The sequence below is a fragment of the Pseudomonas sp. B7(2017) genome, from assembly GCF_002112745.1.
GTDB classification, from domain to species: Bacteria; Pseudomonadota; Gammaproteobacteria; order Pseudomonadales; family Pseudomonadaceae; genus Aquipseudomonas; species Aquipseudomonas ekonensis.
The window spans coordinates 373,265-389,458 of sequence record NZ_NEIP01000005.1; the positions used below are offsets into that span (position 1 = coordinate 373,265).

Here is a 16,194-nt window from a genome sequence, read left to right on the forward strand (position 1 = left end):
CCCACTACCGGCGAATCGCCAAATCTACGCTTTGATGATGTTTCGATTAACGCACGCGACGCAGGTAGCCGTCCGGCGCCACGGTGATCAGCAGCTTGTTCTGCAGCTGAACGTCGATCTCGAAATCCTTGTTCTCTTCCAGGTACTTCCACACGGCGGTCTTCGGGTTATCGCCCGGGCCCCACGGACGGTCCGGGAAGAAGTCGGCCGGCATGTCTTCGACCACGGTGTCCATCACCACGCAGTAGCTGTCCACGGACACCAGCGGCGCGTACAGGCGCAGCTCTTCGAGCACGTGGTCGTGGGTGTGGTTGGAGTCCAGCACCAGGATGACCTTCTTGCCTTCGGCGGCGGCGCGCACCTTGGCGGCGATCTCAGGGTCGATGCTCGAACCTTCGATCATGGAGATGCGCTTGCTCATCGGGTGGCTCTCGATGGCTTCGCGGTTGTGCGGGCGGATGTCCAGGTCGATGCCCAGCACTTCGCCGTGGCCTTGCAGCTCCAGCAGCGAGGCGTAGTAGATGATCGAACCGCCGTGGGCGATGCCGCACTCGATGACCAGATCCGGCTTGACCTGCCAGATGATCTCCTGCATCGCCATCATGTCTTGCGGCAGCTGGATGATCGGACGGCCCATCCACGAGAAGTGGTAGCTGTACTTGTGCTTGGCCGATTCGTTGAAGAAGTCCCGGGCCAGGCCAGTGAGTTTCTGGTCGTCGCCCTGCTGGGCGATCTGCTCGCGGCATTCGGCTTCGAAGGCTTTGTTGATGCTGTTGTCGGTCATGTTCACGATCTCGGTAGTCACTGGAACGAAGCGCTGTCAACGGCGTGATAGACGTAGCGTCCATCGGTCATCCGCTTGATCTCTTCGAGGTAATTGGAATTCATCACAAACAGGTTGGCGCCTTCGGGCAAGGCGTCCATCGCCTCTTGCGGCGAGGACACCCGCGCGCCGCTCAGGGGCAGGAAGCGCCCCTGCTTGGCCGGGTTGATGTCCACCACGCGGTCCACCGCCACGCCCGCCCGTTGCAGGAACAGCGAATAGATCACGCCCTTGGAGGACGCGCCCCAGATCGCCGAACCCTGGCCGGGCGCGGCCTGGATGATCTGCACCGCCCGTTCGAGGCTGGCGGTGAAGCCGTCCGGCAGGGCCAGGCGCGGCACCGGTTGCTCCGGGGCCAGGCGCAGCGTGGCCAGGTCGGCGACGATGTACAGGTATTGGCCGCCGAACAGGTGGCCGGCCTCGTGCACGGTGCCGAACATCCGGCGCAGGTCGTCGAGGCGGAAATAGTTGACGTGCTCGTAGAACAGGTCGAACCAAGCGCGGTGTTCGAGGATCCAGTCGAAGCACGGCACTTCGATGTAGATCTGCCCGCCCTGGTTGGCTTCGGCGATCACCGCCAGAAAGCTCACCGGATCCTGGATGTGCTCCAGCACGTGGCGCAGCACCACGGCGTCCGCCGCCAGGCCCAGGCCACGGGTGAACGGGGCCTTGATCACGTCGGCGTTGTCGCCTTCGTAGGCCGGGTCGATGCCGGTGATGCGGTAGCCCAGGCCCTTGAGCAGCTCAAGGAAGTAGCCCTTGCCGCAGCCGACCTCGATCAGTTCCCGGCCCTTGAAGTGCTTGGCGATGATGCCTTCGACGTCGTGCAGGTGCTTCTGGAACTGGCCGGAGTGGGCCTGCTCGTTCTGGTAGTCGGCGTCGTAGCTGAGCTTGTCGGCGTCGAACGCCGCGTTGAAGATCAAGCCGCTGCGCTCGTCCTGAACCAGCAGCATGTCGGCGCGGGCCGACGCCTTCGCCGACTCGGGATCGGCGAAAGTGCGGTTCTGCAGCACCGGCAGGTCGGTGGCGCGGTACAACTCATGCTTCATGGCGGTCTCCCAGTAACTGTTGCAGACGCTCGGTCACCGCCCAGAACGCCATCGGCTCGTGGGTCGGGTACGGGTAGTGGCCCAGGTTCAGGTCCAGTCGGGCGCCGCGCTCGCGCAGGCGTTGCTCGACCAGCGAACGCACCGACACCGGCCGGCCGCTGGCGCAGTTGACCGCGCCGTCGAAACCGCGCCGCTGGAGGATCGCGGCGAGGTGCCCGGCGGCCGTCTCGATCGCCAGGAAATCCCGCAGTTGCTCACCCGCCGACATGTCGAACGACGGCGCCCCGGCCTCGATGGCCCGATCCAGCGCCGCCAGCAGGCTGTTGGGGTTCTGCCCTTCGCCGTGCAAGTAGAACAGCCGCGCCCATTGCAGGGTGAACGGCAGCTCTTGCTGCAGGTTGCGCAGGAACAGGTGCAGCGTGTGCTTGGCCAGGCCGTACGGGTTGGCCGGCTGCGGCGCGGCCTCTTCGCTGAGGGGCCCGCTCTGCATGCCGTACTCGAAGCAGGTGCCGGTCACCAGCACTTGCTTCACGCCCGCCTCCACCACGCTTTTGACGAAGCGGTAGTCGGCCATCAGGTTGTGTTCGAAATGGAACAGCGCGCGGTAGTTCGGCAACCCCGGCCAGGCCAGGTGCGCGAGGGCATCGACGCCATCGGCCAAGGCTGCGGCATCCAGGCCCGGTGCGTGAATATCCGCCGCCACGAACTCGACGTCGTTGATCCACGGCATGCCTTGCGCAGTCTGCGCATTGCGCGCCACCGCCCGCACCGTGCAGCCGCGGGCAAGCAGCGCCGCGACCAGGTGGCGACCGACGAAGCCGGTGGCTCCGGTGACCAGGACCTTCACAGGACTTTCATCTCCGGCACGGCGATCACGAAGCGCCCGTCCCACTGACGCACGTGCGCCAGTTGCTGGCTGACTTCGTGCAGCAGGTTCCACGGCAGCACCAGCACGTAGTCCGGTTTCTCAAGATCGATGCGTTCAGGCGCCACGATCGGAATGCGGCTGCCCGGCAACAGCTTGCCCTGCTTGTGCGGGTTGGCGTCGGCCACCCACGCCAGCAGGTCCGGCTTGACCCCGGCGTAGTTGAGCAGCGTGTTGCCCTTGGCGGCGGCGCCGTAGCCGACCACGCGCTTGCCGTCGGCCTTGGCCTTAAGCAGGAAGCGCAACAGGTCATGCTTGATGCGTTCGGCGGCGGGCGCCAGCGTCGCGTAGTAGCCGGCGGTCTTCACCCCGGCGTCGAGCTCGGCCTGCAACTGCTGCTGCACGGCCGGCTGCACGGCGCGGCGCTCGCCGTCCCGGCGCTGAACGAACACCCGCAGCGAACCGCCATGGGTGCTCAACTGGCTGACGTCGAACACTTCCAGGCCGTTGCGCTCGCACAGGGTCTGCACGGCGGTCAGGGACAGGTAGGAATAGTGCTCGTGGTACAGCGTGTCGAACTGCGCGCCGGCCATCAGCGTCAGCAGTTGCGGGAATTCGAACGTGGCCACGCCGGTGGGCTTGAGCAACGCGGCGAAACCGCCAAGGAAATCGTTGATGTCCGGCACGTGGGCCAGCACGTTGTTGGCGGCCATCAGGTCGGCGGCCCAGCCGTCGGCCTTCAGTTGCGCGGCGGTGTCGCGGCCGAAGAACAGCTCACGGATCTCCAGGCCCTTTTCCCGCGCTGCCTGGGCAGTGCTGCGGGTCGGTTCGACGCCCAGGCACGGGATGCCGCGACCGGCCACGTACTGCAGCAGGTAGCCGTCGTTGGCGGCCACCTCCACCACACGGCTGTCGGCGTTCAGGCCGAAGCGCTCGGCCATCTCGGCCACATAGCGCTCGGCATGGGCCAGCCAGGTGCTGGAGAACGAGCTGAAATAGGCGTACTCGGCATCGAACAGGCTGTCGGCGCGGGTGTAGTCCTCGGTCTGCACCAGCCAGCATTGCTGGCACACGGCGACCTTCAGCGGTACCCATTGCTCGGCCTGCTCCAGGCGGTCGGCATGCACGTAGGCGTTGGACGGCGGCGAAGTGCCGAGGTCGATCAGCGGCAGGCTCAGCGGTGCGGCGCACCCACGGCAATTCATAGACGCACTCCAGCGAAGTGTTGATCGAGCGCGGGATGGCTGGAGTCCCGTGCCGACAAATTATTGACAGGCAGCGGCCAGGCGATGGCCAGCCGCGGATCGTTCACCGACAGCCCGCCCTCGTGCTCCGGCGCGTAGTCGGCGCTGTGCAGGTAAAGCAGTTCGGCGTCGTCGGTCAGGGTCTGGAAACCGTGGGCGAAGCCGGCCGGGATCAGCAGGCTGCGACCGTCGCCGGCCTTCAGGTGTTCGGCGTGCCAATGCAGGAAGGTCTCGGAGTCCGGGCGCAGGTCCACCGCCACGTCCCACACCTCACCGCGCAGGCAGGTGATCAGCTTGGCTTCCGGCGCATTGGCGTTCTGGTAATGCAGGCCGCGCACGCTGCCCTTCTCGCGGGTGCAGGAATGGTTGATCTGACGGATATGGAACTCGCGGCCGAACGCACTCAGGCTGCCCTCGCAGAACAGCCGGGCGAAGTGCCCGCGCTGGTCTTCGAAGCGCTTGTGGCGGACGTTGAACAGCCCGGCCAGCGGCAGGGCCTGCAAGGAGAATTCACTCACAGCGCGCCCCGGTACAGGTTCAGTTGGCCGAGGGAGACCCGGCGCATGTCATCGCCGTTCTGCCAGGCCAGGTGCCAGTCGAGGGTCTGGGTCAGGCATTGCTGCAAGGTCCAGCGCGGCTGCCAGCCCAGCACCTGACGGGCGCGGCTGCTGTCCAGGCGCAGCAGGCCGGCCTCGTGCAGCTCGCTCGGTTCGATGCGCAGGCCACGGGCCTGGGGCCAGCGGTTGGCGAGCAGTTCGACCACTTCGCCGACGCTGCACATGTCCGCCTCGCCCGGGCCGAAGTTCCACGCACCGGCGTACTCCGGGCCCTCTTCGTAGAGGCCGGCCGCCAGTTGCAGGTAGCCGGCCAGCGGCTCCAGCGCGTGCTGCCACGGGCGCACGGCCTGCGGGTAGCGCAGGGTCACCGGCTCGTCCGCCGTCCAGGCCTTGAGCACATCGGGAATCAGGCGCTCCGGGGCAAAGTCGCCGCCGCCCAGCACGTTGCCGGCGCGGGCGGTGGCCAGCGCCAGGCCGTGTTCGGCGTACTTGTCCGCCGGAAAGAACGACGCCGCGTAAGACTGTGCCAACAGTTCGCAGCAGGCCTTGCTGCTGCTGTAAGGGTCGTGGCCGCCGAGGGCTTCATCCTCGCGGTAGGGCCACAGCCATTCCTTGTTGGCGTAGACCTTGTCGGTGGTCACCAGCACGCAGGCGCGCACGCAGCCGACCTGACGGATCGCTTCGAGCAGATTGAGGGTGCCCATGACGTTGCTGGAGTAGGTGCCCAGCGGATCGCGGTAGCCTTCGCGCACCAACGGCTGGGCCGCCAGGTGCAGGACGATCTCAGGCTCGGTGTCGGCGATGACTTCCAGCAAGGCGCCCAGGTCGCGCAGGTCGCCGCGCTGATCGTTGATGCCTTCGTGCACCCGCGCCAGTCCGAACAGGTTCGGCTCGGTCGCCGGATCGAGGGCGAAGCCGCTGACCTGTGCGCCCAGGTTCTGCAGCCAGAGGGTCAGCCAGCTGCCCTTGAAACCGGTGTGGCCGGTGACCAGGACCCGCTTGCCACGCCAGAACTCCGGACTCAGGCCCATTGCTTCCATGGGGCCTCCCCGCTGTGCCACAGCGCTTCGAGGTGGTTCTTGTCGCGCAGGGTGTCCATCGGGTGCCAGAAGCCTTCGTGCTGGAACGCCTGCAACTGCTCTTCGGCGGCGAGGTCGGCCAGCGGCTCGGCCTCCCAGGAAGTCTGATCGTCAGCGATGTAAGGCAGCACCTTGGGCGACAGCACGAAGAAGCCGCCATTGATCCAGCCACCGTCGCCCCTGGGCTTTTCGGTGAAGCCCAGCACGCGGTCGCCGTCGCGCTCCAGCGCGCCGTAGCGGCCCGGCGGCTGCACGGCGGTGACGGTGGCCAGCTTGCCGTGGCTCAGGTGGAAGTCCACCAGCTCGCCGATGTTGAGGTCGGACACACCGTCGCCGTAGGTGAAGCAGAACGCCTCTTCGTCTTCCAGGTAGCGCGCGGCGCGGCGCAGGCGGCCGCCGGTCATGGTGTCTTCGCCGGTGTCCACCAGCGTCACGCGCCATGGTTCGCTGTAGTTCTGGTGCACGTCCATGCGGTTGTTGCGCATGTCGAAGGTGACGTCGGAGGTGTGCAGGAAGTAGTTGGCGAAGAAGTCCTTGATCGCGTAGCCCTTGTAGCCGAGGCAGATCACGAAGTCGTGGATCCCGTGGGCGGAATACTGCTTCATGATGTGCCAGAGAATTGGCTTGCCGCCGATCTCGATCATCGGCTTGGGCTTGAGGTGCGACTCCTCGCTGATGCGCGTACCGAGCCCACCCGCCAAAATAACTGCCTTCATCGTCTCCCCTCTCGTTCGTCACAGGGCTGCGCGCGGCGTTCTTGAGCCTGGCGGGCCTTCTGGCTAAACCTTTTTGCCGGTGCGGGCGCTTGGGCAATGGCCGCGAGCGCTCGTTTTATGGCGATTTGAGGGGGACTTGCAGGAAACGCGCCAGCTCTGCGGGCGTTGCGTCGGCGGGGACACGGGCATGAAAAAGGGATGGATCCGTCGCCGGGGCCATCCCTTTCGTGTGGCTGCATCAATGCATCGGTGGATCAGCCGAAAAGCGCGAACCCGTCGACAGTGGCACGCAGGTCGTAAGACTGGCCGTCGGCGGTCTGCAGGATCTCGATATTGTCATTCCCGGCATACCAACCCTGCAGCTTGACGCCGCTGTCCGGAACACCGGCGCTGCCATCATTGACGCTGTGCAGGTACGCGTCGTCGCCGACACGGGTGACGTTCAACTGGCTGATGTTGGCAATGGTATTGAGGATCAGGGTGTCGTTGATCTCCCAGCCGGGCTGGTCCTGAATCGTCACCAGACCGGTCGTGTTGACGATGTAGGTATCATCCCCGCTGCCGCCCATCGCGACGCCGCCGCTGTTCGACTGCCCGGCAAGGTTGAGCACCAGCACGTCGTTGCCGCCGCCACCGGACAACAGGTAATGGCTGCCGGTACCGGTGAGCAGGTCAAAGCCCTCCTCACCAAAGGCACTGCCACTGCCGACCGTGATGGTGTCATTGCCATCGCCACCGTAGGCGAGGGTGCCCAAGTCATTTTTGGCGCCGACGATCACGTCGTCGCCGGCACCGCCATTGAGGATGTCAGCCTGCGCGACATCGCTGTCGAGCCCCGACTTCAGACCGCCATAGAGGTAGTCGTTGCCGTAGTCGCCGTTCAGCGTGTCGTTGCCGTCGCTGCCTTCGAAGATATCGTCGCCCATGCTGCCCGTCATGACGTCGTCGAAGTGACTGCCACGCAGCGCCTCGATGTTCAGATACATGTCGCCCTGGGCCGTGCCGTTCTGGCCCAGTTGCCACATCCCGACCGCCACACCGACATCGCTGTCCTCATAGCTGACGGTATCCATCCCCTCGCCGCCGTCGAAGACATCCTGACCGAGACCACCGTAGAACACGTCATTACCGACGCCGCCGACGATGATGTTGGCACCGTCATTGCCATAACCTGTGAAATCGGCAGTGCCGGTGTAGGTCATTTTTTCGATGAACGGATCCATCTTCATCAGCGACAGGTTGGTGTACAGCTCGTCAAAGCCATCAGTCTCGCCCTCGATGATGCTCACGCCAATGCTGTTCACCGTGTAGATGTCACCGCCTCGGCCACCTTCGAAGGTGATGCCCGCCGAATTGGCAGTGAAGTGGTCGGCCAGATCCGAACCGACGATTTTTTCCACGTTGACCAGCGTGTCGCCTTCGGCGTAGCCACCCGTTCCAAAGGCCTTGCCATCGTGAAATTCGAAGGTGACCGCATCGTTCGAACGGCTGTAGTCGGCAGCGTCGAAACCATCGGCGCCGTCCATGACCATGGCGCTCTCGCCGGCAAAGATCACATCGTTGAAATTCGAACCCTGCACGCCCTCGATACTCGAGTAGGTATCGCCGAAAGCGAAACCGGTGGCGCCCCAGATGCTGGACAACTCAATACTGAGCCCTTCAGGGCTGTCGGTGTAGCTGACAGTATCGAAGCCTTCACCGCCCACGAACTGATCGCCGCCATCGCCGCCCCACAGCACGTCATTGCCGGCACCGCCAACAATCACGTTCATCTGGGCATTGCCGTAACCCTTGAAGTCGCCCGTGCCGGTGAAAGTGAGTTTCTCCAGGAACGGATCAAGCTTCATGGTGTTGACGCTGGTGCGCAGCTCGTCATAGCCGCCCCGTTCCTCTTCAATGATCGTCACGCCTTCGCTGTCGATAATGTAGATATCGTCACCGCCAGCACCCTCCAGCGTCACCCCGGCAACCGAACTGGCCAGCGTGTCGTTGTTGGAGCTGCCGATGACTTTCTCGATATTGACCAGCGTATCGACGGATCCATCCGCCTTGGTGACCGTCGCCAGCGTTTCGCGCAGATCGACACTGACACCCGCCTGCATCAGCCCATAGTCCGCTGCATCGAACCCTTCCCCGCCATCCAGAAGATCCGAGCCGGCGCTGGCCCAAAGCCGATCGTCCGACTCCAGTCCGTAGAGTTCGTCATTGTCTTGAGTGCCGCCCATGAAATCCGCATCACTCGTTCCATTTATCACTGCCATGTGTTTCTTCCTTGCGTGGTTGTTGAATCCTGAACCGGTGGCGCAGACCTCTCTCCCAGGCCTGCCACCTGATCACCTAAACGGCGAATACGAAGCTATCGATTCGACAAAACCAAAGCTTGAGACCCACCGCGAAAAAAACCTTGCGGTGGCCGTCTGGATCTGTTCGATGGTGGCGGAGCCGGCGAACCAGTCCTTGAGCAGCACACCCTCCTGCGGCGTCTGCCCGGCCACGAACTTCGACTCGTGCAGATAGAGGTCGTCGCCGACGCGGTCAGCAAGCAAGTCCGTACTGCGGATGAACGACAGGACCACTGTGTCGCCACGGCTGGCGCCGTCATCCTGGATCGAGACCAACGCCCGGGTGTTGACGGTATAGGTGTCGTCACCTTCACCGCCGTTGGCCCAGCCGGTGCCCGTGCCGGTCAGCAGGTCATTGCCCTCGCCGCCGTCGGCCATGCCGTAGGTCACGGTGATGAGATCGTCTGAAGGGAGTGCCTCATGCACCTGGAGAAAAAGCATCCCCCTGAACCCCAAACAAAAACAGGCGACATAAAGTCGCCTGCCTCAAATGGCCGATGCCTTTCAAAAACGGCCTGAAAGGCATCGCACCCGGGTATCAGCCGAATACGCTGAACGCATCACCATTGATCGGCAGAACGTCGCCGTTGGCGGCCTTGAAGTGCTCGATGGTGTTGTGGCCGGCGAACCAGTCCTGAAGCTTCACGCCCCGATCGGCCCGGTCCCCGGTTTCATTGAGGAGCAGGTCATCGCCGATCCGCGTCAGTTGCAGCGACGCAGCCGAGTGGACGTTGTTCAGGATCAGCGTGTCGTTGGTGCTGCTTCCGTCATCCCGCAGGGTCACCAGTTTGCTGGTGTTGATGATGTAGGTGTCGTCACCCTCACCGCCGTTGGCGAAACTTCCGGACAGGAGCTGGCCCGAACTGCCGTTCTGCGACCCCAAGATCAACTTGTCGTTGCCCGCACCGCCCAGCAGCACGAAGTTGTCGCCGGTTCCGGTCAAGGTGTCGGCTCCGTCACCGCCGTCGGCGGTGCCGCTGACCACTGTGATGGTGTCATTGCCGGCCTCGCCGAAAGCCATGGTTCCGCGGTCGTCCGGAGCGCTGACGATGATGTCGTTCCCGTTGCCGCCGTACAGCATATCGGCTTGCGGCCCGCCGGCAGCGACATCAACGGCGAACGGCCCGAGCGGGCTGTACAGGCTGCCGTAGAGTGTGTCGTTGCCGTCGCCGCCATTAATCACATCATTGCCGAGGCCACCTTCAAAACCGTTGTCCCCTGCATTGCCGACCAGCGTGTCGTTGAAGCGGCTGCCGATGACACTCTCGATGTTGATCAGCACATCGCCCTCGGCATCCCCGCCCTGATTGACGCCGGTCAGCAGGTTGATGTTCACGGCCGTGGCGCTGTTGACGTACCAGGCCGAATCGTTCCCTTCCCGGCCGTCGATCACATCGGCACCCGCTCCGCCGATGAAGATGTCGTTGACGGTCGAACCCGAAAGCGTGTCGGCAAAGCGGCTGCCCTGGAACAGCTCGATCCCTGTGTAGGTATCGCCGGAGGCGTCGCCGGTGTTGTTGGCATAGTTTTTCAGATCGATGGATACGGCACTGTCAGATGACTCGTAACTGACCAGATCCATGCCGCCCATGCCGTCAAAGGCCATGGGCGCGCTCGCGCCTACGAAAATGTCACCGAAACCTGTGCCGCGCAGGCCCTCGATACCGATGTAGGTATCCCCGGCCGCGATGCCGGAATTGACGCCGGTCTTCAGATTGATGCTGACCCCTACCGGACTGTCGATGTAGCCGACGGTGTCTGTGCCTGCACCACCGATGAACTGGTCGGCACCCGCACCGCCATACAGGATGTCGTTGCCGACCCCGCCGGTGATGATATTGTCGTCCGCATTCCCCCAACCGGTGAAAGACCCGGTGCCGGTATAGGTCAGACGTTCAACATTGGCGCTCAAGAATATCTGGCCGAAGTTGGAGCGCACCTCATCATTGCCTCCGCCAGCCTGCTCGATGACGGTGCCCCCGCTGCCGTTGAGAATGTAGACATCGTCACCAAGACCGCCCTCGAACGTCGCAGTGGCCGTATCGAGATTGAACGTGTCATTGAACGCCGTACCGATGACTTTCTCGATGTTGGCTAACGTATCGCCTTGAGCATCCCCTCCGATACCGGCCCGCCCCGGACCGGTGGCGCGGATATCGACGTTGATGGCCTCTGACGAGCCCGAGTAGTCCATCACGTCACCGGTTCCGCCACCGCCGTCGAAGGCAAATGCACGGCTGTCGGCGACGAAGATATCGTTGACGTTCGAACCGAGGATTCTTTCGATGCCGGTGTAGGTGTCCCCTGCCGCGATGCCGGAGTTGACGCCGGTCTTGAAGTTCAGCGTCACGCCGACGGCGCTGTCCGTGTAGCCGACGGTGTCCATGCCGGCTCCGCCGATGAACTGGTCGGCGCCCGCGCCGCCAAACAGGATGTCGTTGCCGGCCCCGCCCGTGATGACGTTGTCGCTGGCGTTGCCGTAACCGGTGAACGCTCCGCTGCCGGTGTAGGTCAGGCGTTCGATGTTGTCCCGAAGCGACTGGATGTCGAAGCTGGTGCGCACCTCGTCGTTGCCGCCGCCGGCCAGCTCGATCACGTTGGTGAGGTTGCTCCCGTTGATGATGTACACGTCGTCGCCTGCGCCGCCCTCAAAGGTCGCGGTGCCCTTGTCGACGCTGAACGTGTCGTTGAACGCGGTGCCGATCACCTTTTCGATGTTGGTCAGCGTGTCGCCCTCGGCATCGCCTCCGATGCCGGCCCGTCCCGTTCCGCCGCCCTGGATCAGATCGACGTTGATGGCTTGCGACGAGCCCGAGTAGTCCACCACGTCACCGGTTCCGCCACCGCCGTCGAAGGCAAATGCACGGCTGTCGGCGACGAACGTATCGTTGACGTTAGATCCGAGGATTCTTTCGATGCCGGTGTAGGTGTCCCCCGCCGCGATGCCGGAGTTGACGCCGGTCTTGAAGTTCAGCGTCACGCCGACGGCGCTGTCCGTGTAGCCGACGGTGTCCATGCCGGCTCCGCCGATGAACTGGTCGGCACCCGCGCCGCCAAACAGCGTGTCGTTGCCGGCCCCGCCCGTGATGACGTTGTCGCTGGCGTTGCCGTAGCCGGTGAACGCTCCGCTGCCGGTGTAGGTCAGGCGTTCGATGTTGTCCCGAAGCGACTGGATGTCGAAGCTCGTGCGCACCTCGTCGTTGCCGCCGCCGGCCAGCTCGATCACGTTGGTGAGGTTGCTCCCGTTGATGATGTACACGTCGTCGCCTGCGCCGCCCTCAAAGGTCGCGGTGCCCTTGTCGACGCTGAACGTGTCGTTGAACGCGGTGCCGATCACCTTTTCGATGTTGGTCAGCGTGTCGCCCTCGGCATCGCCTCCGATGCCGGCCCGCCCCGTTCCGCCGCCCTGGATCAGATCGACGTTGATGGCTTGCGACGAGCCCGAGTAGTCCATCACGTCACCGGTTCCGTCACCACCATTGATCTTGTCGGCGCCGGCGCTGCCCTTGATCACATCGTTGCCGCCCAGGGCATTGATTTCGTCGTCCCCGTCCGTACCTGTCAGCGTATCCGCGCCGTTTGTTCCGTTGATGACTGCCATGTGTTTCTTCCTTGCCTTTTGATTGATCCGGTACTCGCCGGCGGGACGTTCCAGCCGTCCATTCCGAACGAACGATTGAGGTGTTATCGACAGGAAAATCCCAAACCTTGAACAGACTGCCCATTGAAAAACCCGAAATAGAGAGGTTTGTCACAGCAAAAAAAAGAGGCGACCCCCAAAGGTCGCCTCTTTTTGACAGCATGCCGTCTCGAACCGGTCAGTCCGCCAGCCAGCCGTTTTCCCAATAACGCAGGTTCTCGTCGCGCAGCACGTAGTCGCGCAACACGACCTCGCGCAACTCGTCGCCCATGCGGTAGCTGGCGTCCGGGTCGGCCAGGTGCATGCGGATGGCTTGCAGCCATTCGTCAGTGGTGTTGGTCTTGATCCGGGTGCACGGCAAGTAGCCGCGGTAGGCCTCGGTGTCGGTGCAGATGACCGGGTAGCCGCAGGCGCCGTACTCCAGCAGACGCAGGTTGCTCTTGCAGTCGTTGAAGATGTGGAACTCCAGCGGCGCCAAGGCCAGGTCCAGGTTGAGGCTGGCCAGTTTCGCCGGGTACACGTCGAGCCCGATCACGCCGTGGAACTCGTGCATGTACGGCAGCAGGTCGTCCGGGCACATGCCGAAGAACACCCAGTCGACCTCGTTGGCCAGCTCGCGCACCACGTCGGCGATCACCGCCAGGTCGCCGTGGTGGCTGGTTCCGCCGCCCCAGCCGACCCGCGGCTTCTTCGAGGTGCGGCGCTGGCTGCGCAGGCCGGTCCACAGGTGCCGGGACAGCATGTTGGGCACGACGCGGATGTCGTGGTGCATGTCCGACAGGACGTTGGCCAAAGGCGCGGTGGACACGACCACGCGGTCGCAGTAGCCGATGGCACGGCGCACCAGTTGCTCCATTTCATCGCGCTTGGGCATGTTGCGGATGTGCGCATTGCGCTGAGGCACGTCGATGACGTTGTCGTCGAGCTCGAAGATCCTCCGCGCATTGGAGAATTGCTTCAGCGGCGGGATCTCATCGATGGCGTGTTTCGAGTAACGCCCTTGCAGCACGATCACGTCGGGGGATTGGCGTTCGATCTCAATGATCGACGGCAAGCCGTAGCAAATGCGCCCTTCGGCCCGGTTCGCCGCTTCCAGCTCGATCATCGGCTGGCTGATGCGGTAGTGGCCGATGGCGGACGCGTTGATCGGCACGGCCAGCACATTGGGCAGCAGTTTCCTGGAGAACGGCGTCCAGCCGGTGCGCAGGCCCGGCTCCAGGCTGAAACTGGTCGCCCCGACGCCCTGCAGCGCCAGGTTGACGTTGAAGGCCGGGTCGCGCGCGATGACCGGCAACCAGCGCTGGTAGAACGTTTCGTGCTCTTGCACGTGCAGTTGCTGCTCTTGCTCCGTCGCCTCCACGGTAGGACGCGCGCCCAACGCCAGCTTGGCGTAAGGGTTCCAGACCACCAGATAGCCGTCCTGACCGACCCGCAGGCACAGATCCACGACGTTGAGCGTCTGGGTCAGTTCCTGCTCGTCCAGCCCTCCCGCTGCCTGGAACAGCGCCTTGCGAATCATCAGGCAATCGCCGCCGACGGCACTCAAATCGTGGGCCGTCTGCAAGCGGTACATGTAGCCGTCCGCCTGCATCGGCTGACCGTAGAACGGCAGCCCGACGGCCCCTTGCATGCCCAGCACCAGGCCGGCGTGCAACACGCAGCCGTCCGGATTGTAGATCTTGGCGCCGACCACGCCGACTTCCGGGCGCTGGGCGTGATTGAGCAGTTCGTCCAGCCAGTCCGCCTGGGTGATCACCGCAAAGGAGTTAAGCATCAGCACGTATTCGCCGCGGGCCTGGCCCACCGCGAAGTTGTAGGTGGCGGCCGGGTTGCCCTGCTGCGGGTAACGCAACACGCGCAGCCGGTCGCTGCCCAACTGCGCCATGCCGTCCAGCCACGCCAACGCCTCGGCGCTTTCGCTGCCGTTGTCGACCAACAGCAGTTCGTACTCGCTGTAGGCGGTCTTTTCCAGCAGCGTCTCGACGCAGCGCTGCAAGGCCGCCGTCTGGTCCTTGGTGACGATGACCACAGACACCAATGGGCGGCGGGCATGGCGATAGTCGATGCGGTTGAGCAGGTCGATGCTGCCGCGGCGCAGCTCATGGGCAACGCCCAGGCGTTGCAGGTGCGCTTCGAGCACCCGCGGGCTCTGTTCGACGACGCCCGGTTCGGCCAGCCATTTGGCCAGGTCGAAGACCGATTCCAGCATCACTTCGGCAATGTGGCCGACCACGTGCGTGCCGCCGCTTTCGACCATGCGCCACAGCACATCGTGAGGCGCAAGCTCTGCGAACTCCGGCGCAAAGCCGCCCAGGTCCAGGAAGCGCTCGCGCTGGAACGCCAGCGCACGTCCGACGTAGGGGTAACTGCGCATGAGGTCGAGGTTGAAGTCCGGCTTGAACGCCGGCTCCGCCGACTCGCCGTTGCGCAGGCTGCCTTCGTCGCCGTACAGGCAGGTCAGCGAAGGGTTGTGCACGATCCGCTCGGCCATGACCAACAGCGCCGGGGCCACCGGACGGTCACCCGCCTGCAGCAGGTAGAACCAGTCGGCCCCTTCCAGTTGCGGCAACAGCGCATTGACCTGCTCCAGGCCGTCGCCCTGCAACGGCATGCGGAAGACCTGGCCGTCCAGCGCCGGCTCGGAACAGTCGGCGGACAGCACCAGGATCAGTTCCGGCGGATAGTCTTGGGCGGCCAGCGCCTCCAGCGTGCGCTCGACGCCGTCGCGGCTGCCTTCTGCGTCGATGACCACCGGCACGATCCGCGGCTTGTGCGACCAACTGGCGAAGGTCTCCGGCAGCAGTCGGCGCTGGGCTTCGCTGAGCACGCGGCAGCCCAGCCATTGCGCGTAGAGCTCGGCAAAGCTCCAGCTGTCGATGCCGACGCACCACTCCTGACGGCTCTGCTTGGAGCCCAGGGTGCGGCTCAGGGGCAGCTCTTCCCAGGCGCGCGGCGACTCGTCGGCCTTGGCCAGCGGCACATAACGCACCCAACCCGGGGCCGGCGCCGATTCGCCGCTGCGGGCCTTGAGCATCTGCGTCATCCACTCGCGCTCGACCTCCACCGCATCCTTCATCGGCTGGCTGGCGCTCAGGCGCTCGGGGTACAGCCGCTCGGCGCTGAGCACGTTGTTGGAGATCGCCACGTTGCCGCGCCGCATCAGGCAGATGTACAGGGCGAAATCCAGAGACGCGGTGAAGCAGTGGCCTTCCTGGGTCAGCGCCGGCAACAGTTCCTCAAGATCGGTGCGCCGGAACAGGGCGTTGCTGAAGCCGCCCAGGACGTTCACCGGGAACTTCTCGAAGATCGCCAGCAGGTCGTCGCCCTTGAACAGGCCGCTGGCCGGTGACAGCGAGGTGTTTTCCAGGCGCGCCGGCAGGATGATGTCCTGCGCGTCCCAGAGCAGCCGCTGGGCCAGCACCAGGCTCACTTCGTCGCGCACCAGCTCGTGGGCCTGCTGCTCGATGCAGGAGGCGTAGAGGTGGTCGTCGTCGCACAGGAACTTGACGAACTCGCCCCGCGCCTCGGCCAGGCAGGCCTTGAGGTTGCCGATCATGCCCAGCGTGCGCGGGTTGCGCACGTAGCGCACCGCAACGCCGGACTGCTCGCTCACCGAAGCGACGATCTCCTGGATCTGGCTGCCGCGGCTGTCGTCGCAGACGATGATTTCAAGAGAACCGTAGGTCTGGCTCACGGCGCTGTTCAACGTCCGCTCGAAGAAGCGCGGGTTGAAGGCGGGGATGACGAGGCTGACAAGGGGGAGTGAATTCACGGCGGACTCGCAAGCGGCGGGAACCCGCCCGGTACAGCGAGCCCTTCGAAACCGCAAAAGAAGACAAAGAAAGAACGGTGGGGAAACGGGCGCTCGCGCGCCCGCTC

The 16,194-nt window shown here is 64.3% G+C and carries 11 protein-coding genes; all 11 read right to left on the bottom strand.

Annotation, left to right across the window (positions count from 1 at the left end; translation table 11 throughout):
- Window positions 1-46 precede the first annotated feature (46 nt).
- On the bottom strand, window positions 47-784 hold the full coding sequence (locus tag CAG29_RS13070) for a cephalosporin hydroxylase family protein (protein WP_085577829.1): 738 nt from the start codon (window positions 782-784) through the stop codon (window positions 47-49).
- A 17-nt stretch (window positions 785-801) separates the two neighbouring features.
- Window positions 802-1,872, bottom strand: a complete 1,071-nt coding sequence (locus CAG29_RS13075) for a class I SAM-dependent methyltransferase (RefSeq protein ID WP_085640298.1) — start codon at window positions 1,870-1,872, stop codon at window positions 802-804.
- On the bottom strand, window positions 1,862-2,719 hold the full coding sequence (locus CAG29_RS13080) for an NAD(P)-dependent oxidoreductase (RefSeq protein WP_085656684.1): 858 nt from the start codon (window positions 2,717-2,719) through the stop codon (window positions 1,862-1,864). The genes CAG29_RS13075 and CAG29_RS13080 overlap by 11 nt, the downstream gene beginning before the upstream one ends.
- The gene (locus tag CAG29_RS13085) at window positions 2,716-3,942 is read right to left on the bottom strand and encodes a class I SAM-dependent methyltransferase (RefSeq protein WP_085577832.1); all 1,227 of its coding nucleotides are present in this window, start codon (window positions 3,940-3,942) and stop codon (window positions 2,716-2,718) included. Before CAG29_RS13085 ends, CAG29_RS13080 begins: the two co-directional genes overlap by 4 nt.
- On the bottom strand, window positions 3,939-4,499 hold the full coding sequence (locus CAG29_RS13090; RefSeq protein ID WP_085631121.1) for a dTDP-4-dehydrorhamnose 3,5-epimerase family protein: 561 nt from the start codon (window positions 4,497-4,499) through the stop codon (window positions 3,939-3,941). The genes CAG29_RS13085 and CAG29_RS13090 overlap by 4 nt, the downstream gene beginning before the upstream one ends.
- Window positions 4,496-5,578 (bottom strand): CDP-glucose 4,6-dehydratase, encoded by a 1,083-nt coding sequence (gene rfbG, locus CAG29_RS13095; protein ID WP_085577834.1) that lies wholly within the window; start codon window positions 5,576-5,578, stop codon window positions 4,496-4,498. The genes CAG29_RS13090 and rfbG overlap by 4 nt, the downstream gene beginning before the upstream one ends.
- Window positions 5,560-6,333 (bottom strand): glucose-1-phosphate cytidylyltransferase, encoded by a 774-nt coding sequence (rfbF, locus tag CAG29_RS13100; protein ID WP_085577835.1) that lies wholly within the window; start codon window positions 6,331-6,333, stop codon window positions 5,560-5,562. The genes rfbG and rfbF overlap by 19 nt, the downstream gene beginning before the upstream one ends.
- Window positions 6,334-6,587: 254 nt before the next feature.
- Window positions 6,588-8,594: a calcium-binding protein gene (locus tag CAG29_RS13105; RefSeq protein ID WP_085640310.1), complete on the bottom strand. Its 2,007-nt coding sequence runs from the start codon at window positions 8,592-8,594 to the stop codon at window positions 6,588-6,590.
- Between the two features lie 72 nt (window positions 8,595-8,666).
- Window positions 8,667-9,116, bottom strand: coding sequence for a hypothetical protein (locus CAG29_RS13110; protein WP_256575692.1), 450 nt, complete (start codon window positions 9,114-9,116; stop codon window positions 8,667-8,669).
- Window positions 9,117-9,213: 97 nt separating this feature from the next.
- The gene (locus tag CAG29_RS13115; protein WP_085694624.1) at window positions 9,214-12,276 is read right to left on the bottom strand and encodes a calcium-binding protein; all 3,063 of its coding nucleotides are present in this window, start codon (window positions 12,274-12,276) and stop codon (window positions 9,214-9,216) included.
- Window positions 12,277-12,493: 217 nt separating this feature from the next.
- Window positions 12,494-16,087 (bottom strand): glycosyltransferase, encoded by a 3,594-nt coding sequence (locus CAG29_RS13120; protein ID WP_085694625.1) that lies wholly within the window; start codon window positions 16,085-16,087, stop codon window positions 12,494-12,496.
- Window positions 16,088-16,194 lie beyond the last annotated feature (107 nt).